Raw genomic sequence first — 20,653 nt, 5'->3', positions numbered from 1 at the left:
AAAATATTAGTTCAATTTTAAGTAAAGCAATGAATAATTTTCACGCTTATCCCCCAAAATATAATTGAGGTGAACATAAATGAGCATCATTCAATGTGATGAAGACTGTATTTATCAGCATGACGGCTACTGCAGTCTGGAAATGCCCTCCGCAATTACCAATTATACCGGCGACGGCTGTGTGCACTGCATCAAGGTCACTCCCCGGGCTCCTGTCAGCAACCAGATAAAGCCTCAAACGCCTCCCTCACGCCTTTGACACCGATCAGTTGAATGCCGTTTCCTTTGACGTTGACCTGCTTCAGGCTGTGAAAGGGCAGAATGCATTTTGTAAATCCCAGCCGGGCAGCCTCGCTGATTCTGGCGTCGACATGGGTAACGGCACGTATTTCCCCGGCAAGGCCGATCTCGCCGAATACAATGGCGTCGTCGCTGACGGGGATGTCCTTCAGACTGGACACGAGCGACATGGCTACCGCAAGGTCCGCCGCGGGCTCGTCCAGCCTTAGTCCTCCTACAACATTGACATAAGCGTCAAGATTGGAAAAATAGTATCCCGCCCGTTTTTCAAGCACGGCAAGCAGCAGAGACATTCGGTTGTAATCAAAACCGGTCGACATCCTTCTGGGATTTCCAAATCCGGTCGTCGTTGCAAGTCCCTGTATTTCCGCCAGAATCGGGCGGGAACCTTCTATTACGCAGGTGACGCAGGTCCCCGATACATTTTTCGGCCTTCCGTCAAGCAGAGCGAGCGAAGGGTTGTCCACCTGATGAAGCCCGTTGTCGCCCATGTCAAACACGCCGATCTCATTGGTGGAACCGTACCGGTTCTTTGCGGCCCGCAGAATGCGGTAGGACATTTGGCGGTCTCCCTCAAAATAAAGTACCGCGTCAACGATATGCTCCAGCACCTTCGGTCCCGCGATGGCCCCGTCCTTATTGACATGGCCGACAAGAATGGTTGGGATCTCCAGTGCTTTTGCGGTGTGCATCACGGCGTTGGTGCATTCCCTCACCTGTGTGACGCTGCCGGGCGACGAATTCAAATCGGTATTATTCATCGTCTGGATGGAATCAATCATCACCAGATCGGGTTTTTGGGCTCTCATTTGCTCTATAACGCATTGAATGTCTGTTTCGGTCAGGATATAGAGATTGTCGCTTTGAACGCCCAGACGGGCCGCACGGAGCTTTATTTGACGGTTTGATTCTTCTCCCGATACATATAGGATCTTCAGGGATTGCCCAAGATATTCGCATATCTGCAGAAGGATCGTCGATTTTCCGATTCCCGGCTCTCCGCTGATCAGGATCAGGGAACCTTTTACAATCCCGCCGCCAAGCACTCTGTCCAGCTCCGTTAAACCGGTATGGTAGCGGGCTTCCTCTGCGGTGCTGATTTCATTGATGGAAACGGGGACGATGCTTTTACGCGCCGCACCCACCGAATTCTTTTGGACGGCCGGTTCTCTGATTTCTTCTGTCATCGTGTTCCACTGCCCGCAGCCAGGACATTTTCCGAACCATTTTGCAGATTCAAATCCACACTCGGAACAGATATAAATACTTTTTGATTTGAAAGCCATTTTTAGTTCCTCTTATTTCCTCTGTTTTTTAAATTATAGCCCAACATGTGGACGAATACAAGACACTACTCCACGGAATGAAGGTAATCCAGCAGTCCGCTGTAGACACAAAATGCCATTTGCTGCTGATAGGTTTTGTCATTCAGTTTTGCGGCCTCGGAATCATTGGAAAGGAAACCGCACTCGACCAGCACAGCGGTAACTTTCGTGTTCCACAGCAGATAAATGGAACTGGTGGCGGGCTTTGTCTCCCGCTTGTTTTCCGGCTGAATCAGCTCTACAATCCGGCTTTTAATGTTTTCGGCCAGGATTTTACTGCCGTCGGTATTTTTTGAGTAGAAGATCTGCGCTCCGCTGTAGCGGCTTTCCGTGAAGTGGTTTTGATGAATGCTGATAAAGATGCAGTCGCCCTGCTCCTCAATGATTTTCAGGCGGTTATGGAGGTCGCTGACCTTTCGTTCCCGCACGGTGTCAAGGTGATCGTCACAAATGGAAGCATCCGCGGTCCTTGTCATTACGACACGCATCCCGGAGCTTTTCAAAAGTTTTTCCAGCTGCAGGGCAATTGCCAGGTTAATATCCTTTTCAAGCGCGGAGTTTTTTCCCGTAGCTCCCCCGTCTTCCCCACCGTGGCCCGGGTCGAGCACAATGACGGGATTGCGTTTTTCCGCCAAGGCCAAAGCCATTTTATCGATTTTATTATAGGAGATGTAAGACAGCAGTAAAAAAGCAAGACAGCATAAAACCAGGACGGCTATCGGTACAAAATATGTTTTGGCTTCTTTCTCATTCAACGCAATCACCCCATGCAATCTATATGCATGGGGTGATATCGATATTAAAAAAGTCCGTAAAACAAAAACTTGTTTTACGGACTTTTTCCTTTGTTTGGAGGCGTCACCCAGATTTGAACTGGGGAATCAGGGTTTTGCAGACCCATGCCTTACCACTTGGCTATGACGCCAAAAATGGAGCGAACGACGAGGCTCGAACTCGCTACCTCCACCTTGGCAAGGTGGCGCTCTACCAGATGAGCTACATTCGCATGCTTGGTGCCTCCGGGCGGAATCGAACCACCGACACGGGGATTTTCAGTCCCCTGCTCTACCAACTGAGCTACAGAGGCAAATGGCGACTCGGATCGGGATCGAACCGACGACCTCTAGCGTGACAGGCTAGCGTTCTAACCAGCTGAACTACCGAGCCAACTTGAAGTGGTGGGAACAATAGGACTCGAACCTATGACCCCCTGCTTGTAAGGCAGGTGCTCTAACCAGCTGAGCTATGCTCCCATTCGCGTGTGCCGCATTCATCAGCGACGTGTTATATAATACTATATATTGTGCCAGTTGTCAACACTAAAATTACATTTTTTTCATTTTCCCCGGATTATTTTGCTTGCTTTTTTTCCGCAAGCTCTTCCAGTTCCTGTTTCGACAGCTGATAGGTATGACCGCAGTACTGACACTTCGCCTCGGCAAAGCCTTTCTCGTCCGCCAGTGACAGAATATCCTCCGGTTTCAGTGTTGAAATCGCACGGAGCACACGTTCCTTGCTGCAATTGCAGACATAACCGATTTGAAATTCATCCAGAATTTCCATTTCAAAGCCTTCCAGCACGGTCTTACACATCTCTTCAATCGACATTCCCGCGGCCAGCATGGTTGTGACCGGTTTTAATCCACTTGCATTTCGTTCCAGCCTATCTATGGCCGCCTGATCCGCTCCGGGCAAAACCTGTATCAGCATCCCGCCCGCAAGGAGCTTGCGGCTGTCCGCTTTGTCGAGCAATACCCCCAGCGCGCAGGCGGTGGGAACCTGTTCGCTGACGACATAATAATTGGTAAGGTCCTCCGCGATTTCTCCGGATTTAATTTCCACATGGCCAATATAAGGGCTTCCATCGCCAAAATCGCGTATCACACCCAGAATACCGTCCGCACCTACCGCCGTGCCGACATCGAGCTTTCCGTTTGGCTTGAGCGGCAGTTCAACTGCGGGATTGTCAACGCAGCCCCGGCAGTTGCCGTGGCTGTCCGCAATGGCGATCACTGTGCCCAAAGGTCCTCCCCCGTTGATTTTCAGCGTAAGGGAAGCGTTTTCCTTTTTCAGCATCGAGCCCATCAGGGAAGCGCCCGTGAGCAGCCTGCCGAGCGCCGCGGTTGCGACCGGGCTGGTGCCGTGAATCTGCTGGGCTGTGGCAACCAGGTAGGTGGAATCCACGGCGGCTGCCATGATACTGCCGTCGGAGGTAATGCATCTGATCATTCTATCCATATTAAAAATCCTTTTATTTTATCTTTCTTGCTGCAACGACAATTCGTTCTGTTTGATCGTCCGGTTTTTCAAAACTGAGTTCACGAAATAAACCCACGGTTTCCAGCCCCGCTTTGGACAGCATGGAAACAATCAGTTCCGTATCGTAAGCGCGCTCATAAAAGTGCTCGGAGCTTCTGTGATAGGCTTCCCCTTCCCGGCCGAAAAAGTCCAGAGTGATTCCGACCCGGCCGGTCTTTTCTTCAAAGCGGTTCTGCCAGACACAGTAAACGTCATCTGTGTCGTAAACGTATGTCTGATTTCCGAGAATATACCGGTGCTTATACAGTGTATTCATATCAAAAACAAAATATCCGCCCGGATTCAGAAAAATCGAAACACGGGAAAACGTCTTCATTACATCGCTTTCACGGGTCAGGTGGTTGATGCTGTCCAGCATACAGATCACCGTATCGACCGTGCCGTACAGGTCGATGCTCTGCATCTGCTGACGCAGAAAAAGAATATCCAGCCCACGGTCCGCCGCCTTTTGCTTTGCAACCGAAAGCATGGACTCGGAGCCGTCGATTCCGTAAATGTCGATTCCCCGCTCAGCCAGTTCAATGGTAAAGCTTCCTGTACCGCAGGCCAGATCGAGCGTCAGTCCGGCCTTGTGGTTCAGCCTGTCCAGCAAACCGATCAGATACTCCGCCCGTTCCGGATAACTGACATTTTGTGTAAGACTGTCATAGTAAAGGGCAAAAGACGAATAACTCATTTGCTCTTTTCGTCTTTGTCGATCCTGTTAAATACCAGCTCATAGCCGTCGCAGCCGTAGTTCAGCGAGCGGTTGACCCTGCTGATGGTAGCTGTGGAAGCGCCGGTTTTGGCAACGATGTCGCTGTAGACCCGTTTGGTGCTCAGCATATGGGCCACAAGCAGGCGCTGCGACATTGCCTTTATCTCCGGTACTGTGCATAGGTCCTCAAAAAAATTATAACATTCGTCAACCGTCTTTAAAGAAAGAATCGCTTTAAACAAAAAGTCCACACTCTCATCTTTAATTTTTGAATTCAAACGGTTTCACTCCTTATTTTAATTTAATAGGATAAAATTCTAACACACAAAAGTCCAAAAGTAAAGCGAATCAGGGCGGACATCGAGTTAGCTATGTACCGTTTACAACGGCAGGCTTGAAAACGGTTTTTAAGAATGATCGCAGATCTCCGAAATGATATTCCGAATCTCCTCCACTCCTTCCCCATTGATCGACGAAAAAGGAATCAGCTTCAGTCCCTCGGCCTGACTGAACATCTCCTGGAACAGCTGAAGCTGATTCATTCGTTCCGTCTTGTTCAGCTTGTCGCTTTTTGTAGCGGCAATCAGAAAATGCGTGCCCGAATTTATCAGATATTCGATCATATCCAGATCGTCGGCAGAAGGACTGTGCCTCATGTCGATAATCTGGATGACAAGCCTGACATTGCGCTGTGCGCTGAAATAGCCTTCGACCAGTTCAGACCAGCGCTTTTTTTCCGACTGAGAGACTTTCGCGTAGCCATAACCCGGCAGATCCACCAATCTGCAAGTCTGCAAATTATAAAAATTGATGGTTCCTGTTTTCCCGGGTTTCGCGCTGACCCTGGCAAGGGATTTACGGTTGACCAGTTTATTGATCAGAGAAGATTTTCCCACATTGGACCGTCCGGAAAATACGATTTCCGGGACGGTGGATTCTGGCAGCTGATCCGGTCTCCCCGCCGCGAATTCAAATAAAGCTTTATCAAAATTCAATGCTTCACCCCGTTACTGCGGAATGCCGGGCGTCAGAATCGCCGGCTGGCTGGAAGCATTCATCGGAACAATCGAATCCGTATTCTCTTCCTTTTTATTTTCCGGCATTTTGGTTAAAGCCGCTTCAAGCACCTGGTCGATTTTCTCAACCGGCAGAAAATCCACCGCGTTTTTTACCACAGCGTCAATTTCAGCCAGATCGGAAACGTTGTCAGCCGGAATAATGACCGTCTTGATTCCCGAACGGTAAGCGGCCATCGTTTTTTCCTTTAACCCGCCAATAGGAAGCACCCTGCCCAGTAAAGTAATTTCCCCTGTCATTGCGACATCGTGCCGGATCGGGATGTTGGTCAGCGCAGAGGTAATCGCGGTCGCCATTGCGGTTCCGGCGGACGGTCCGTCCTTGGGAATAGCCCCCTCCGGCGCGTGGATATGAATATCATATTTGCTGTAGAAATCATGACAGATGCCGAACGAATCGGCCCTGGTCCGGATACAGCTGATCGCGGTTCGGGCGGACTCCTTCATCACGTCGCCCAGTGAGCCGGTCAGCTCGATTTTTCCCGTGCCGTCCATTACCGCCACTTCAATCGGAAGAAGCTCTCCGCCGACGCTGGTCCACGCAAGACCGTTGACCAGGCCGACCATATCGGACTTCACAAGTTCGTCTTTTTTGAACCTCTTCGGGCCTAAAAGGTCCTCCAGATTCTCCGGCTTGACAACGATTTTTGTCTGGTTGTCTCCCACGATCTTTTTCGCGCATTTTCTGCAGATGGAAGCGATCTGACGTTCCAGATTACGTACGCCGGCTTCTCTGGTATAACCGTCAATCAGCTCGTGAATGGCGGCCGGAGTCACCTTCAGCATTTTAGAATTGATCCCGTGTTTCTTGAACTGCTTCGGAATTAAATGCTTCAGGGCAATATTGTATTTTTCCTCATGGGTATAGCTTCCAAGGGTAATTACGTCCATTCTGTCCAAAAGGGGCTCCGGAATGGCGCTGTAATCGTTGGCGGTGGTAATGAACATCACCTTGCTCAGGTCAAACGGCATATCAATATAGTGATCGAAAAAGGAAGAATTCTGCTCCGAATCCAGCACTTCCAACAAGGCGGAAGCGGGATCGCCGCGGAAATCGTTTCCTAATTTATCGATTTCATCCAGCAGGATCAGCGGATTGTTTGTGCCGGACTGTTTCATAGCGGAGATAATCCGTCCCGGCATGGAACCCACGTATGTCTTTCTGTGTCCCATGATATCGGATTCATCCCTCACGCCGCCGAGCGACACGCGTACATAATTGCGCCCGATGGCCTTGGCGATCGAACGGGCGATGGATGTTTTGCCGACGCCCGGAGGACCCACCAGACAGATAATCTGCCCTTTGATATCGGGGGCAAGCTTTTTGACAGCCAGAATTTCAATGATCCGTTCCTTTACCTTTGTCAGGCCGAAATGGTCGCGGTCAAGCACCTTCTGTGCTTTTGCAAGGTCGATATGCTCACGGCTCGCGGCGTTCCACGGCAGTTCCAGACAGGTTTCCACATAGCTGACGATCACGCTTGCTTCGTGGGAACCGTAGGGCATTTTGGAAAGCCGGTCGCATTCCTTCAGCAGCTTCTCATTCTGGAGCTTGGGAAGCTTCATTTTCATGATGCGCTCCCGCAGATCGTCGGCCTCGTTCAGCGGGCTGTCGTCGTCTCCGAGCTCGTTGGAGATGGCCTTCATTTGCTCGCGCAAAAAATATTCCCGTTGATTTTCGTCAATCTGTTCCTTTGCCTTTTCGCTGATCTGACTTTCAATGGAAAGCACCTGAATTTCATTCTTTAAAATCTCATTCAGCTTTTCCAGCCTTTTTACCGGATGGAGCTCCTCCAGAATCGCCTGTTTCTGCTCATAGTCGAGCATGATGTTGGAGGTGATATAGTCCGCAAGCTCTCCGCAGTTTTTCTTTTGCACCACGCCGATGATAATATCCGGAGGGATACGGCTGTAATTTTGAATATATTCTTCAAAAAGCGTCTGCGTGTAACGGATCAACGCCTCGGTTTTATGGCTGGTCCGGTACGATTTGGTTTCGCTTGAAACGATTTCGGCAAGAATAAAAGGGTTTTCGCTGGTAACGGAGGAAATTTCAGCGCGGTACATTCCTTCTGCAAAAAGCCGTACGCCCTCGTCGGTATGGCGGATCACCTGTTTGATTTTCGCCACGATTCCCATTTTATAAAGATCCTCGCCGCCCGGTTCATTTGTATTTAAATCCTTTTGGGCAACCAGAAAAATCTGCTGATTTTCTTCCATCGCCTGGGAAAGAGCCAGTATGGACTTTTTTCTTCCCACATCAAATTGCAGAAGCATGCCCGGGAAAATAACCAGTCCCCTGAGCGCGAGCACAGGGATGGAAATATTTTCAATTTTCTTCAGTTCTTGATTTGTACTCATAGTTTGCTCCTTGGCAGAAAAGGCTGTTGCAAGTGGACAACAAAAAGTCTGCCACGTGCAACAGCCAAGATTTCTATCGTTATGACGCTGTATCCTTACGGCCGCGCTTCCTGGGAGTTGTTATTTTAATCCTGACCGGTTTGCGGTCCTGATTATACACGATCTCCGGTTCCGTGCCCTGATTCACCGTATCCGCGGTAATGGTGACCTTTTCAACGGTGTAGTCAGACGGGACCTTATACATGAGATTGGTTAACAAATCCTCCATGATGGATCTCAGCCCTCTTGCGCCCGTGCGGCGGTCAATGGTCTTTTGGGCAATTGCTTTCAGTGCGTCGGGTTTAAACTCGAGCTCAACCTTATCCAGCTGAAACAGCTTCTTGTACTGATTGATCAAGCAGTTTTTCGGCTCAGTCAAAATTCTTACAAGAGCGTCCTCGTCCAGTCCGTTGAGCGCGGCAATGACAGGCACACGGCCGACCAGTTCAGGAATCAATCCATATTTCACCAGATCATGCGGCACAACATCCTGCATCCAGGCTGTGGAATCAAGCTCCACCTTGCTTTTGACCTGTGCGCCGAAGCCCATAGCGGAGGATGCCGTGCGTTTCTGAACAATCTTATTCAGGCCGTCAAAAGCTCCGCCGCAGATAAACAGGATATTAGAGGTATCGATCTGCAAAAATTCCTGCTGGGGATGTTTTCTGCCGCCCTGCGGGGGAACGTTGGAAACAGTTCCCTCCAGTATCTTCAGAAGAGCCTGCTGTACTCCCTCTCCGCTGACGTCACGTGTAATGGAGGGATTTTCGGACTTTCTGGCGATCTTGTCGATTTCATCGATATAGATAATGCCGCGTTCGGCTTTTTCAATATCGAAATCCGCGGCCTGGATCAAACGAAGCAGGATATTTTCAACGTCTTCGCCGACATAGCCGGCTTCCGTCAATGTGGTGGCGTCCGCAATCGCAAACGGAACATCCAGTATCTTTGCCAGCGTCTGCGCCAGCAGAGTTTTTCCCACACCGGTCGGGCCGAGCAGCAGCACGTTGCTCTTTGTCAGTTCTACGTCATCTTTACCGTAATAGATTCTTTTGTAGTGATTATAGACCGCAACAGAAAGCGCAACCTTTGCTTTTTCCTGTCCAATCACATATTCATCCAGCTGTTTTTTGATTTCATGCGGTTTGGGAAGTTCGGCCGAAGCTTCACTGTAGTTGGATTTTCGGTTGGATAGGTTTTTTTCGTCGTCAAGGATCGACATGCACAGCTCTATGCATTCATCACAGATATATACACCGGGACCTGCAATCAGACGGCGCGCTTCATTTTGCGGTTTTCCGCAGAACGAGCAGCAGATTCCTCTGTCCTTGATATCGTCATTATTTGGCATCTAATTAATCACCAACCTCAACTCATCGAATTGTAGATGACCTTGTCGATCAGGCCATATTTCGCGGCAGCCTCCGCCGTCATAAAATTATCGCGCTCGGTATCTTTCGCAATAACTTCAATCGGCTGTCCCGTTCTCTCAGCAAGGATTTCATTCAGCTTCTTCTTGGTGGCAATAATGTGGTCGGCGTGGATCATCACATCAGTCGCCTGACCCTGTGCGCCGCCGCTCGGCTGATGAATCATAATATCGCTGTTGGGAAGAGCGTACCGTTTGCCTTTGGTACCCGCCGCAAGCAGGAACGCGCCCATGCTGGCAGCCATACCCATGCAAATGGTGGAAACGTCGCATTTAATATACTGCATCGTATCGTAAATTGCCAATCCCGCGGTTACGGACCCTCCCGGGCTGTTGATATAAAGGCTGATATCCTTCGACGGATCCTGGCCCTCAAGATATAAAAGCTGGGCAACCACCAGACTGGAAGTGGTATCGTTTACCTCTTCCGTAAGCATTACGATTCTGTCATTCAGCAGGCGTGAAAAAATATCATAGGAACGTTCTCCCCTGTTTGTCTGCTCAATAACATATGGGACTAAACTCATTATTGCGTACCTCCAATAAAACTAAACAATAAATTAATAATTGGCAGGAAGGACTTTTCTTATTCAGCAGTTTTTGCAGTTTCGGAAGTATCTTCTTTTTCCGTTACAACTGCGCTGTCACGAACGAGGTTGATTGCTTTTTCAACGGAGATATCTTTCGCCAGTTCCTCTTTGGGGATAAAGGTCTTTACCTTTTCAGCGTCGATTTCATAGCCCTTGGCAAGCTTTTCAAACTCTGCTTCGATTTCTTCCTCGGTCGGATGAATGTCTTCCAGCTGGGCGATCTTCTCGAGCGCCAGACGAACCTTTACCGCGCGTTCCGCCTGCGGCTGGAACTGCTTGCGGATAGAATCCTTGTCCATACCCGTGTACTGCAGGTATGTATCGAGGTTCAGGCCCTGGGACTGAAGACGGTACCCGAATTCACGGATATCCTCGTTGATTTTGTTTTCATACATCGCCTGCGGAATTTCGGCTTTGAGATTCTCTACCAGCTTATTGATCAGCTGATTTTCCACATCGTCCTTTGCCTTCTTTTCCTCGGCTTCGGTCAGCTTTGCTTTAATGTCTTCCCTGTATTTATCGAGCGTATCGAAATCGCTGACATCCTTGACAAAGTCGTCGTCAACTTCCGGCAGCTCCTTCATTTTGATTTCATGCAGCTTGATTTTGAAAACGGCGTCCTTACCGGCCAGATCCTTTGAGTGGTAATCCTCCGGGAACTTTACGTTTACATCAAATTCGTCGCCTGTTTTATGGTCCACAACCTGCTCTTCAAAGCCCGGGATAAACTGGCCCGCACCGAGAGTAAGGCTGTAGTTTTCCGCTTTGCCGCCGTCAAAAGCAACGCCGTCCACGGAACCGTCAAAATCAATGACGGTGATATCGCCGTTCTGGGCCGCTCTGTCTTCTACGGTCACCATTCTGGAATTGCGCTCCTGAACCTTCTTGATCTCTGCGTCAATGTCCTCGTCGGTTACCTTAACCGGATTTTTGGCTGCGGTCAAGCCTTTATATTCATCAATTTCCACTTCCGGCTTTGTTGTGACGGTCGCCTTAAAAACAACGCCTTCCTTGCCGGCGGAAACCAGATCAAAATCAATTTTATCCTCGATCATTTCGAGTTTCGCCTCGTTGATAGCCGCATCCAGCGCGTCGGGGTAAACCGCATTGATCGCATCCTCATAAAATACCTGCTCGCCGTAATACTTCTCAACAAAAGCACGGGGAGCCTTTCCCTTACGGAAGCCGGGAATCGCAATTTTTTTGTTTTCTTTATGATATGCCTGATCAAGCGCTTTTTCAAATATAGCAGCGTCTACTGCAACCTCAAGCTGGTAACGGTTCGTATCAACCTTATTGGACGATTTTAAGCTCATTATTAACTTCCTCCTGCAAAATGCAAATTATCTAAATTATTATAGCACATGGAAAATAAATATTCTATATATTAGATAAAATATTCAAAAATTGTTCACTTCACCGGCACAGGCATGAATTTCAGGTAGTCGCAGGAAATCAAATGCATTTTGATTCCGTCATAAACCCCGGTGATTGCCCGGCGGGCCGCCTGATTCCCGTGAATGTGTCCGAAGTAGCATTCCGTGATGCCGTGCGACTTTAACACGTCAAGGATTTCTTTGCACTCCGCCCCGTCGTAGACAGGCGGATAGTGCAGAAACACGACCGGCTTTACCCCCATCCTTTCCGCCTCGTTGATCGAGGTATTAAGACGGCCGGCCTCGCGGTTGACAATTTTGATATCCTCCGCGGTTTCGGAATTGTACAGCCACCCGCGCGTACCGCAGACCGCAATATCGCCGACGGCCACCGCGTTATTGTGGATAATACTGATGGAATCCAGCCCATGCACCTTCAGAAAATCGTCAATCTTCTTTTTTGTGGCCCACCAGTAATCGTGGTTGCCCTTCAAAAACAGTTTGCGGCCGGGCAGGGAATGAATGAACTCGAAATCCTTCACCGTTTCCTCGAGTTTCATCGCCCATGAAATATCCCCTGCGACGACAACGGTGTCGTCTTCGCCGACCACGGCGCGCCAGTTTTTTTCAAGACGGACGGTATAGTCCCGCCAACCTTCAAATACGTCCATTGGTTTGTCACAGCCAAGGGACAGATGCAGGTCTGCAATAGCAAATAGTGACATGTGATCCTCTCTTAGACAGTATACTTTATTCCGGCTGTTTTCAGCACAGCTTCGCCCATTTTATCTTTCGGGCAAATAGCGGTAAATCTGACTTTTTTTGATTCCAGCTGTACAATCGGCGCCGGAATCGGGGTGCCTGTGACGGCAGAAAGCGCCTGAACCTTTTCAAACTCAGAGGCATCCGCGCTGTAATCGGCCGAAACGGCGCTCAGCACACTGTCGGCGAATTTATACGGGCTGGCCGTGGATACGACGATCGTCGGAGTTTCCGTATCCTTTTCAGCTTCGACATACTGCTGATAGACGTTGACCGCCACCGCCGTGTGGGTGTCGCAAAGGTAATTTTCCGTCCGGTAGATTTCCCGGATGGTTTCCTTTGTCGCGGCATCGTCGCAGAACCCCGCGCAGAACAGCTCGTGAAGCCGGTTCAGGATATCGCCGTCAACCTGATACCTTCCGCCTGACGCCAGTTCCTTCATCCACCCGGCTACTCTAGCGCTGTCGTTACCGGTCAGGTCATACAGCAGGCGCTCCAGATTGCTGGATACCAGAATATCCATGGACGGAGAAATGGTGGTATGGAAATCCCTGTTGCGGTCATAAATGCCCGTGTTCAGAAAATCGGTCAGCACATTGTTGGCGTTGGACGCACAGATCAGCTTTTTCACTGGCAGGCCCATCTTTTTGGCGTAATAAGCGGCCAGAATATTTCCGAAATTGCCCGTCGGGACAACGATATTGACCTTTTCGCCCTCATGGGCAATTTTTCCGTTTGCCATCAGATCGCAGTATGCGGAGAAATAATAGACGATCTGCGGCAGCAGCCTGCCCCAGTTGATGGAGTTCGCGCTGGAAAACATAATATTATTCTGTTCAAGCAGACGGTTGATTTCGGGATCGGTAAAAATCTTTTTCACGCCGGTCTGGGCATCGTCGAAATTCCCCTCGATCGCGCAGACCGCCACATTGTTCCCTTCCTGGGTGTTCATCTGGCGCTTCTGCATGGGGCTGACGCCGTTTTCCGGATAAAATACCTGAATCCGGGTTCCGTCCACATCTTTAAAGCCTTCCAGCGCCGCTTTTCCCGTGTCGCCGGAAGTAGCGACCAGAATCAGGGCAGTCCGGGAGGACTGAATCTTTTTCAGCGATTTTGTAAGAAGGTGCGGCAAAAGCTGCAGCGCCATATCTTTAAACGCACAGGTGGGACCGTGCCACAGTTCCAGCAGGTACATATTCATTTTTCCGTTTTGCAGACAGGAGATCGGAGCCGGCCTGTCCTGTTCAAATTTTTCGCCGGTGTAAGCCTTCCCGACACATTCCGTAATTTCTTCTTCGGTAAAATCGGAAAGAAAAGCCGATAAAATGCGGACTGCGCGCTCTGTATAGCCGCAGTGCTGAAACTCCAGCAAATCCGAATATGAAAAGCAGGGCAGCTTTTCGGGAACAAAAAGTCCTCCTTCGCTGCTGATGCCCTGCGAAATCGCCTGAGCAGAGGATACGCTGACGCTGCTGTTTCTTGTGGAGTGATAATTCAAGTTTTTTCCCCCTTCACGTTGTCTGTTTTTTAATCATATCATACTTTCCGGGAAAGAGAAACAGAAAAATGATAGGCATTACTAAATAATATCGAATCAAATAGAAAATGCGTTTTCAATGTGTTCCACAGAAAGGATGGAGAAAGGTTCCGGCCTGGTAACGATGCCGATCACGTCAAACCGCGGCTGCAGCCCTGTTTCATGCGACTGCAGATAACTAAGAGCAGTTTTGATGATTTTCTTCTGCTTTCCCGCCGTGACCGCCTCCAAAGGACTGACGCAATAATGTTCGTCACGTGTTTTGACTTCTGCAAAGACAATATAATCCCCGTTTTCGGCAATCAGGTCGATTTCCCCGAAACGGGAATGATAGTTGCGCGCAACAATCCGGTATCCCTTCTGTTCCAGCAGCCGGGCCGCGTGATCTTCTCCCATTTTTCCGGATGAATTATTCATAGGGTCTCCCCCAGTATTTTCTTTAAAAACGTTTTTCTGTGAACCGGGCTGGGCCCGTACTGTTTCAGCAATTCCCTATGTAAAGCCGTACCGTAGCCCTTATGTTTTGCGAACTGGTACTCGGGGTAAATCCGGTCGATCTCGGTCATCAGCCGGTCACGGCTGACCTTCGCAAGAATGGAGGCGGCCGCGATGCTCGCGGAAAGCGCGTCGCCTTTGATGATAGTCTGCGTATCCATCCCGAGCCGCGGCATCCGGTTTCCGTCCACCAGCGCCAGATCCGGCCTGACGGAAAGTCCGTCGCACGCACGTTTCATCGCCAGAAAGGTCGCCTGTAATATATTGATTTTATCGATTTCCTGCTCCGTTGCGAATCCGACGGCGTAGACGATTGCAGTCTTCTTGATTACATCAAACAGTGCTTCGCGTTTTTTTTCACTGAGCTTTTTGGAATCGTTCAGCCCCTCGATCATCTGACCGGGGGGCAAAATAACAGCGGCAGCGAACACCGGTCCGGCCAGAGGGCCGCGTCCGGCTTCATCGATGCCGCAGATCATTCGATAGCTTTTTTTCAGCGCCATGTTTTCATAGGCGAACCAATCCATATTATCTACCAACCTGTTCCAGAGTAATTTTGCCTAATTTCGCACTTCGGAATTCATCCAGTATCATAATCGACGCGCGTTCCAGATCGATTTCCCCGCCGGAAATCAGCATGCCGCGTTTTCTGCCGATCAGTTCCAGCATTTCATAGCCTTTCAGATCGGTTATGTCGGTGCCGTCCAGCTTATATCTTGCTTTCAGTTCCCTGGGATAGCTGCCGCGGAGAACCTCCAGCAGACGGGAAGCCAAATGCTCCGTGTCAATCACTTCGTCTTTGACCGCTCCGGTAAACGCCAGCCTTTCCCCTACGGCCTTATCTTCAAATTTAGGCCACAGTACCCCCGGCGTATCCAAAAGCTCAAAGCCTTTTCCAATGGTAAACCATTGGTTGGACCGTGTTACGCCCGGCCTGTCCTCAACATTTGCCTTGCTGTTTTTGGCAAGACGGTTAATCAGCGAGGATTTGCCTACGTTGGGAATCCCGACGATCATGACGCGGATCTGCCGTCCAACCATCCCTTTTGCTTCCCAGGAGGCAATCCGGTCGCTCAGAATATCTTTCACAAGGGGAATAAAGCCGTTCAGCCCTTTTCCGGTGCGGCAGTCGATCGCGATGGCGGGGATGCCCTGTGTCTTATAATAATCGATCCATCTGCCTGTCTGAACCGGATCGGCCATATCGCATTTATTCATTAAAATTACGCGGGGTTTCGTTTGGATCAGTCCGTTTAAAACCGGGTTCCGGCTGCTGACCGGAATCCGGGCATCAATAATTTCAGCAGCAACATCGACAAGCTTTAAACTTTTTTCAATCTGCCTTTTGGTTTTGGTCATATGACCGGGGAACCATTGTATTGTTTGTGCTTCACTCATTTTCGTTCGTCCTGTATCTTTATTGTTATTTGATTGTCCCAAATCTGTTAAATGGAAAAACAATCATCTCCGCTTTTCCAAGAATATATCTCTCGTCCACCATACCCACGTCAATAAACCGGCTGTCGTTGGACACGGAACGGTTGTCGCCGAGAACAAAGACATGCCCCTTAGGAACCTGAAGCGGATAATTGAAGTCCGAAAGCTGTGTGGTAATGCCGTTTTCAATATAGGCGGATTCATCCAGCGCAACCCCGTCCACCGAAACGACGCCGGTTTCAAAATCAATATCCACGACCTGATTTTCCAGCGCGACGACCCTTTTGATAATCGGCTCCTTTAACTTGGTAGTGTGGGTGATTACAATAACGTCCCCCTGATGCGGTTTGTAAAAAAAGCTGGACAAAATCACTCGGTCATTGGACCGCAGAGTCGGCAGCATGGAGGGACCGCTCACATTGACCACCCGGAACAGAAACATGAATACCACGATCACGGCAATTAAAGAAGAGATCAGGGCTTCCACCCACTCATAACTGTTAACGATAAAATTTCTTTTTTTCTCAGATCGCGTTTCTTGCTGGGAAACGCTGTTTTCGTGGTCCAATGAAGGAACAACTCCTTTATATCAAAAGGCAAAGCCTTATAATTGACCGAATTTTCCAAACGGCATAATGATAAATTTGACCTTGCCGATAATATAGCGCTGGTCGATCATGCCCACCTCACTGAAACGGCTGTCCTCCGAAACCGTGCGGTTATCACCCAAAACAAAAACATGGCCGGCAGGGACCTTCTGCGGGAAAGTAACGTCATACTCGTCCTTGGTAATCCCATTCTCGATATAAGCGGACTCGTCGAGCGCAACGCCGTCAACGGAAACGATTCCGGTATGAAAATCGATATCGACCGTCTGCCCTTCCGTAGCGATCACTCTTTTTACAATACGCTTCTCCAAAGACGTTCCTTTGGCGTCAATCACGACAATATCCCCGCGGGCAAGGCCCGGCTCAACGCAGGCGGTAAATAACTTATAACCGTCCATTAAATTGGGTTCCATGGAAGGCCCGTTTACAACGATATTTACCCTGAACAGGAATGTGAAAAAGATCATAATAATGATCAGTGCGGGAATCAGAGCCTCCATCCACTCGAAGCAGGCGCGGGCAACACTGTTTTTTTCTGTTTCCGGTGAAGCGGGTTCCATATCCGCCTGAATTTCATTTGGGTTCAAGAGGAATACAACTCCTTTTTTGCAAATTGCTGTGTTTATATGGTTCCGAATTTTTCGTAAGGTATGAGAACGGTTTTGACTTTGCCGATAATATAGCGCTGATCGACCATACCGACGTCGCTTGAACGGCTGTCGTCCGAGAGCCTGCGGTTATCGCCGAGCAGGAACACATGCCCTTTGGGGACAGTCTGCGGAAAACGGAGGTCGTACTGATTTTTGGTAATACCGTTTTTAATATAAGTCGATTCGTCCAGCGCAACGCCGTTGACAGAGACGGTTCCTGTCTGAAAATCGATATCCACCGTCTGGCCCTGAGTTGCAATGACCCTTTTGATAATCACCTCATGAAGCGCGGTGGCCTTTGCGTCGACCACAACGACATCTCCCAGAGAAAACGTCCGGTCAAAACAGGATACAAGCACTTTATAGCCGTCCGTAAAACTGGGCTGCATGGAAGGTCCGTTGACCGTTATAATCCGGAACAGAAAAGCAAATACCGCCATAATTACAAGCAGCGCGGGGATCAGTGCTTCCATCCATTCATAACAGCTCAAAACAACACGGTCCGGCGTTTTGCTGTCGGCCAGGGATTCTGCACAAGGGCAACTTTTCAAGAACGGCCACCTCTTTTGAGACCTGAAAAATATTGCAGTAGCAAAAAAGGGACACCTACATGTCCCTTTCAATCGCTATCTGATTCCTTATCTGAGCTGTTCCTTTACCTTTGCCGCCTTGCCGACTCTGTCACGCAGATAGTAGAGCTTCGCTCTGCGCACACGGCCCTTGCGGACAATTTCAACACTCTTTACATTAGGAGAGTGAATCGGGAAAACTCTTTCTACGCCTACGCCGTAGGAAAGGCGTCTGACGGTGAAAGTTTCGGAAATGCCGCTGCCCTTACGAGCGGTAACGGTACCCTCGAAAACCTGAATTCTTTCTCTTTCGCCTTCTCTGATATTCACGCTCACCCTTACGGTGTCGCCAATTTCAAATACAGGAACTTCTGTTTTTACGGAATCTTGCGCAATCAGTTTTAACGCATCCATGGATATTTCCTCCTTAAAATTCAGACATTCATGCCACAGTGGCAGAGGACTGTCCGCTTCAATGTCACGGTACAACCGGGCATTAAACCCCACCAAAATCAATCAGCGGATTCCAAATGCCTATATATAATACCATAATCCTGGAAAAGGTGCAATATTTATTTTTATTTTACTCAAATATTTTAAAATCCGCGTCGTAAAGATTGAGCCTTCGGATATCGCTGTATAAATCCAACTGCAGATATTTTTTCATCGCATCGCATAAAAGCGAAGGGTTTACATTCATAGTGCTTCCTGCCGGGAGCGTCGCGCTGATTTCCACCCCGTCGTCCAGGGGAACCACTTCCGTCCGGTCAAGGTACGGCCTCAGGTCCAGATCGATCATCCCGTTTTTCGTATGCTTGGGAACGACCACCGTTTCCCGGCTGAACAGTTCGCGGATGACGGCGGCTGTTTCTTCGGGGGAGTGTCCCTGCGTTTCCAGCTTCATCAGGTAAGAGGCGTAGGCGATCTGCCCCGGCTTCATCACCGGCTCGGTAACGTCAAACACGGGAATGTCGTCTGGCAGCGCCGCGTTCAGCTTCTCAATCAGCTCTTCGCGCGTAATACCGTCGTCGTCCAGCCGGATATCCATGCTTTCCCGTTCTCCACCGATACCGAGCGACAGCGGAAGCGCAAACGTAATAAACGCGTGGGGATTATAGCCCTGGGTATACCAAAGAGGAAGCTTCGCCTTGTGAATCGCGCGCAGCATGCAGCGGTTTAAATCGAGGTGTGAAATATACCGCGCCGTTCCGATCTTCTTAAACCAGACCCTGACGTTTTTCATAGCAGATTCCTCCTTTGAAGCAGGCTGCGCCGCAGGAAGAACACTGTTCCCGGCAGTTTGGGGTGGTGACGTTTGCGTAGGCCTTTTGGCATTCGTCAATCAGGAAGGATTTTTTGATCCCGTAATCAATGTGGTCCCATGGCAGCACTTCGTCGAAGCTTCTTCTGCGGTTGGCGTAAAAGGCCGGATCAATTCCGCACCTCTCGAAAATTTCCATCCATTTCGGAAACGAGAAAAAGTTCTGCCAGCCGTCCATTTTGCATCCGCTCCGGTACGCTTCCAGCAGGACGCCGCACAAACGCCTGTCCCCGCGCGCAAAAACGGCTTCCAGAAAGCTGGTGTCCGCCTCGTGCCAGTTGGGTTCCACCTTTCTGGTTTTGACCGAAGCGACCAGATGGCGCTGCTTTTTACGGAGCGTCTCCATGGTATCCTGCGGTTCCCACTGAAAAGGCGTGAAAGGCTTCGGAACAAAGGAGGACGCGCTGACGGTGACTTTTACGCCCTTCCCCTTCGGTTTGTCGGGATTTGCGTAAAAGGCGTCAACCACCTTCTGTCCCAGCTCCGCGATTCCGGCGATATCCTCCAACGTTTCCGTCGGCAGCCCGATCATAAAATAGAGCTTGATGGTTGTCCAGCCGCCCTTAAACGCGGTATTGACGGTTTTCATCAGCTCTTCTTCCGTGACGTTTTTATTGATAACGTCCCTCAGACGCTGTGTTCCCGCCTCCGGCGCAAAGGTAAGACCGCTGCGGCGGACGGATTTGATTTTGGACATCAGCTCCGGGGAAAAATTATCGACCCGAAGGGACGGCAGCGAAATGCCGGTGTTCTCCTTTTCCGTCCATGTATGGAGCCGGTCGATCAGCTCGTTCAGCTCGGAGTGGTCGCTCGTACTGAGCGAGGAAAGCGAAATCTCATCATAACCCGTGCTGTCGCACAGATCGTGGCACTGCCGGTCAATGACGTCCACTGATTTTTCACGGAACGGGCGGTACAGGAAGCCCGCCTGGCAGAAGCGGCAGCCGCGGATACAGCCGCGCAGGACTTCCGCCACTGTCCTGTCGTGTACGATTTCAATATAGGGCACCACAAATTTATCCGGAAAATAGGACTTGTCCACGTCCATCATAATACGTTTTTTCACGGGGAAGGGCGCGTCCTCTTTCGGAACGATCGCCTTTACCGTATGATCTTCGTTATAAGAAATATGATACAGAGACGGCACGTAGACTCCCTGAATCTGAGAAGCCGCCTTCAAAAATTCCTCTTTGGAACGGTTCTGCTTTTTATATTCCCGGTAAAGAGCGACTACTTCCAGATCCACTTCTTCCCCCTCGCCTATAAAGAACAGATCAAAAAAGTCCGCCAAAGGCTCCGGGTTGCAGGCGCAGGGGCCACCGGCCACCACAAGCTGGGAAAGGGAATGCCGGTCGCCGGCTTTCAGCGGGATTCCCGCCAGATCGAGCATATTTAATATATTGGTATAGCTGAGCTCGTATTGAAGGGTAAAGCCGATGATGTCGAAGTCGCGGACGCTGTCCCCGCTTTCCAGCGCATAGAGCGGCAGGCCGTTTTTACGCATCTCCTCTTCCATATCCACCCAAGGGGCGAATACGCGCTCACACCAGACATAGGGTACGGTATTCAGCTGGCTGTACAGAATTTTCAGCCCGAGGTGCGACATGCCCACTTCGTATATATCGGGAAAACAAAATGCAAACCGCACATCCACTTCATCCGCATGCTTCATCACGCAGTTGAGCTCGCCGCCAACGTATCTGCCCGGTTTTTGCACGTTTGCAAGCAGTTTTTCTATCTTTTTATTGACCATTCGTATCCT

General features: G+C 49.7%; 22 protein-coding genes and 5 tRNA genes. 1 reads left to right on the top strand and 26 read right to left on the bottom strand.

The window, feature by feature from the left end; all coding sequences use genetic code 11:
- The first annotated feature begins 79 nt into the window (after window positions 1–79).
- Complete coding sequence (locus LY85_RS01805; RefSeq protein ID WP_141825230.1) at window positions 80–259, top strand: hypothetical protein; 180 nt, start codon at window positions 80–82, stop codon at window positions 257–259.
- Here LY85_RS01805 and radA read toward each other — a convergent pair.
- The 26 genes from radA to LY85_RS01675 all read right to left on the bottom strand — a co-directional run bounded on the left by radA (window position 216) and on the right by LY85_RS01675 (window position 20,644).
- The gene (radA, locus tag LY85_RS01800) at window positions 216–1,586 is read right to left on the bottom strand and encodes a DNA repair protein RadA (protein WP_141825229.1); all 1,371 of its coding nucleotides are present in this window, start codon (window positions 1,584–1,586) and stop codon (window positions 216–218) included. The genes LY85_RS01805 and radA overlap by 44 nt on opposite strands.
- 65 nt (window positions 1,587–1,651) lie before the next feature.
- A complete protein-coding gene (locus LY85_RS01795; RefSeq protein WP_243122453.1) occupies window positions 1,652–2,380 on the bottom strand; it encodes an N-acetylmuramoyl-L-alanine amidase in 729 nt (242 codons plus the stop codon).
- A 95-nt stretch (window positions 2,381–2,475) separates the two neighbouring features.
- Window positions 2,476–2,550, bottom strand: a tRNA-Cys gene (locus tag LY85_RS01790).
- 5 nt (window positions 2,551–2,555) lie between these two features.
- A tRNA-Gly gene (locus tag LY85_RS01785) sits at window positions 2,556–2,631 on the bottom strand.
- A gap of 5 nt (window positions 2,632–2,636) precedes the next feature.
- A tRNA-Phe gene (locus LY85_RS01780) sits at window positions 2,637–2,712 on the bottom strand.
- Between the two features lie 3 nt (window positions 2,713–2,715).
- Window positions 2,716–2,792, bottom strand: a tRNA-Asp gene (locus LY85_RS01775).
- A 9-nt stretch (window positions 2,793–2,801) separates the two neighbouring features.
- Window positions 2,802–2,878: transfer RNA gene (locus LY85_RS01770), tRNA-Val, on the bottom strand.
- Between the two features lie 97 nt (window positions 2,879–2,975).
- Window positions 2,976–3,863, bottom strand: a complete 888-nt coding sequence (hslO, locus tag LY85_RS01765; RefSeq protein ID WP_141825228.1) for an Hsp33 family molecular chaperone HslO — start codon at window positions 3,861–3,863, stop codon at window positions 2,976–2,978.
- Window positions 3,864–3,876: 13 nt separating this feature from the next.
- The gene (locus LY85_RS01760) at window positions 3,877–4,620 is read right to left on the bottom strand and encodes a class I SAM-dependent methyltransferase (RefSeq protein WP_141825227.1); all 744 of its coding nucleotides are present in this window, start codon (window positions 4,618–4,620) and stop codon (window positions 3,877–3,879) included.
- Window positions 4,617–4,919 carry a YerC/YecD family TrpR-related protein gene (locus LY85_RS01755; RefSeq protein WP_038324176.1) on the bottom strand — a complete coding sequence of 101 codons (303 nt, stop codon included), beginning with the start codon at window positions 4,917–4,919 and terminating at the stop codon, window positions 4,617–4,619. Before LY85_RS01755 ends, LY85_RS01760 begins: the two co-directional genes overlap by 4 nt.
- A 129-nt stretch (window positions 4,920–5,048) precedes the next feature.
- On the bottom strand, window positions 5,049–5,636 hold the full coding sequence (yihA, locus tag LY85_RS01750) for a ribosome biogenesis GTP-binding protein YihA/YsxC (RefSeq protein ID WP_141825226.1): 588 nt from the start codon (window positions 5,634–5,636) through the stop codon (window positions 5,049–5,051).
- Window positions 5,637–5,648: 12 nt separating this feature from the next.
- On the bottom strand, window positions 5,649–8,078 hold the full coding sequence (lon, locus tag LY85_RS01745; RefSeq protein ID WP_185741072.1) for an endopeptidase La: 2,430 nt from the start codon (window positions 8,076–8,078) through the stop codon (window positions 5,649–5,651).
- Window positions 8,079–8,157: 79 nt separating this feature from the next.
- Entirely contained in the window at window positions 8,158–9,468 is a 1,311-nt protein-coding gene (gene clpX, locus LY85_RS01740) for an ATP-dependent Clp protease ATP-binding subunit ClpX (RefSeq protein ID WP_141825225.1), read from the bottom strand.
- Between the two features lie 17 nt (window positions 9,469–9,485).
- On the bottom strand, window positions 9,486–10,073 hold the full coding sequence (gene clpP, locus LY85_RS01735) for an ATP-dependent Clp endopeptidase proteolytic subunit ClpP (RefSeq protein WP_038324168.1): 588 nt from the start codon (window positions 10,071–10,073) through the stop codon (window positions 9,486–9,488).
- Window positions 10,074–10,132: 59 nt separating this feature from the next.
- Window positions 10,133–11,452 (bottom strand): trigger factor, encoded by a 1,320-nt coding sequence (gene tig, locus LY85_RS01730; RefSeq protein ID WP_141825224.1) that lies wholly within the window; start codon window positions 11,450–11,452, stop codon window positions 10,133–10,135.
- A gap of 95 nt (window positions 11,453–11,547) precedes the next feature.
- The gene (locus LY85_RS01725; RefSeq protein ID WP_141825223.1) at window positions 11,548–12,237 is read right to left on the bottom strand and encodes a metallophosphoesterase; all 690 of its coding nucleotides are present in this window, start codon (window positions 12,235–12,237) and stop codon (window positions 11,548–11,550) included.
- 11 nt (window positions 12,238–12,248) lie between these two features.
- Complete coding sequence (gene thrC / locus LY85_RS01720; protein WP_141825222.1) at window positions 12,249–13,772, bottom strand: threonine synthase; 1,524 nt, start codon at window positions 13,770–13,772, stop codon at window positions 12,249–12,251.
- 96 nt (window positions 13,773–13,868) lie between these two features.
- A complete protein-coding gene (locus tag LY85_RS01715; RefSeq protein ID WP_141825221.1) occupies window positions 13,869–14,228 on the bottom strand; it encodes a YraN family protein in 360 nt (119 codons plus the stop codon).
- Window positions 14,225–14,833 (bottom strand): ribonuclease HII, encoded by a 609-nt coding sequence (locus tag LY85_RS01710; RefSeq protein ID WP_141825220.1) that lies wholly within the window; start codon window positions 14,831–14,833, stop codon window positions 14,225–14,227. Before LY85_RS01710 ends, LY85_RS01715 begins: the two co-directional genes overlap by 4 nt.
- 1 nt (window position 14,834) lies before the next feature.
- Window positions 14,835–15,704 carry a ribosome biogenesis GTPase YlqF gene (gene ylqF / locus LY85_RS01705; RefSeq protein WP_141825219.1) on the bottom strand — a complete coding sequence of 290 codons (870 nt, stop codon included), beginning with the start codon at window positions 15,702–15,704 and terminating at the stop codon, window positions 14,835–14,837.
- 25 nt (window positions 15,705–15,729) lie between these two features.
- Window positions 15,730–16,311, bottom strand: a complete 582-nt coding sequence (lepB, locus tag LY85_RS01700; protein ID WP_243122452.1) for a signal peptidase I — start codon at window positions 16,309–16,311, stop codon at window positions 15,730–15,732.
- Window positions 16,312–16,347: 36 nt separating this feature from the next.
- Complete coding sequence (gene lepB, locus LY85_RS01695; RefSeq protein WP_243122451.1) at window positions 16,348–16,938, bottom strand: signal peptidase I; 591 nt, start codon at window positions 16,936–16,938, stop codon at window positions 16,348–16,350.
- Window positions 16,939–16,973: 35 nt separating this feature from the next.
- The gene (lepB, locus tag LY85_RS01690; RefSeq protein ID WP_243122450.1) at window positions 16,974–17,552 is read right to left on the bottom strand and encodes a signal peptidase I; all 579 of its coding nucleotides are present in this window, start codon (window positions 17,550–17,552) and stop codon (window positions 16,974–16,976) included.
- Between the two features lie 87 nt (window positions 17,553–17,639).
- Entirely contained in the window at window positions 17,640–17,984 is a 345-nt protein-coding gene (gene rplS, locus LY85_RS01685) for a 50S ribosomal protein L19 (protein WP_038324155.1), read from the bottom strand.
- Between the two features lie 169 nt (window positions 17,985–18,153).
- Window positions 18,154–18,813, bottom strand: a complete 660-nt coding sequence (locus LY85_RS01680; protein WP_141825218.1) for a TIGR03936 family radical SAM-associated protein — start codon at window positions 18,811–18,813, stop codon at window positions 18,154–18,156.
- Window positions 18,788–20,644 carry a TIGR03960 family B12-binding radical SAM protein gene (locus LY85_RS01675; RefSeq protein WP_141825217.1) on the bottom strand — a complete coding sequence of 619 codons (1,857 nt, stop codon included), beginning with the start codon at window positions 20,642–20,644 and terminating at the stop codon, window positions 18,788–18,790. Before LY85_RS01675 ends, LY85_RS01680 begins: the two co-directional genes overlap by 26 nt.
- Window positions 20,645–20,653: the final 9 nt, after the last annotated feature.

The organism is Clostridium sp. KNHs216 (assembly GCF_006714885.1).
Taxonomy (GTDB): Bacteria; Bacillota; Clostridia; order Oscillospirales; family Acutalibacteraceae; genus Caproiciproducens.
This window is presented reverse-complemented; position numbering and strand designations above follow the sequence as displayed.

Bases quoted from the DNA above. Each gene is read 5' to 3' on its own strand.
- LY85_RS01805 (WP_141825230.1), top strand. From the start codon at position 80: ATGAGCATCATTCAATGTGATGAAGACTGTATTTATCAGCATGACGGC.
- radA (WP_141825229.1), bottom strand. From the start codon at position 1,586: ATGGCTTTCAAATCAAAAAGTATTTATATCTGTTCCGAGTGTGGATTT.
- hslO (WP_141825228.1), bottom strand. From the start codon at position 3,863: ATGGATAGAATGATCAGATGCATTACCTCCGACGGCAGTATCATGGCA.
- LY85_RS01760 (WP_141825227.1), bottom strand. From the start codon at position 4,620: ATGAGTTATTCGTCTTTTGCCCTTTACTATGACAGTCTTACACAAAAT.
- lon (WP_185741072.1), bottom strand. From the start codon at position 8,078: ATGAGTACAAATCAAGAACTGAAGAAAATTGAAAATATTTCCATCCCT.
- clpX (WP_141825225.1), bottom strand. From the start codon at position 9,468: ATGCCAAATAATGACGATATCAAGGACAGAGGAATCTGCTGCTCGTTC.
- clpP (WP_038324168.1), bottom strand. From the start codon at position 10,073: ATGAGTTTAGTCCCATATGTTATTGAGCAGACAAACAGGGGAGAACGT.
- tig (WP_141825224.1), bottom strand. From the start codon at position 11,452: ATGAGCTTAAAATCGTCCAATAAGGTTGATACGAACCGTTACCAGCTT.
- LY85_RS01725 (WP_141825223.1), bottom strand. From the start codon at position 12,237: ATGTCACTATTTGCTATTGCAGACCTGCATCTGTCCCTTGGCTGTGAC.
- LY85_RS01715 (WP_141825221.1), bottom strand. From the start codon at position 14,228: ATGAATAATTCATCCGGAAAAATGGGAGAAGATCACGCGGCCCGGCTG.
- LY85_RS01710 (WP_141825220.1), bottom strand. From the start codon at position 14,833: ATGGATTGGTTCGCCTATGAAAACATGGCGCTGAAAAAAAGCTATCGA.
- ylqF (WP_141825219.1), bottom strand. From the start codon at position 15,704: ATGAGTGAAGCACAAACAATACAATGGTTCCCCGGTCATATGACCAAA.
- rplS (WP_038324155.1), bottom strand. From the start codon at position 17,984: ATGGATGCGTTAAAACTGATTGCGCAAGATTCCGTAAAAACAGAAGTT.
- LY85_RS01680 (WP_141825218.1), bottom strand. From the start codon at position 18,813: ATGAAAAACGTCAGGGTCTGGTTTAAGAAGATCGGAACGGCGCGGTAT.
- LY85_RS01675 (WP_141825217.1), bottom strand. From the start codon at position 20,644: ATGGTCAATAAAAAGATAGAAAAACTGCTTGCAAACGTGCAAAAACCG.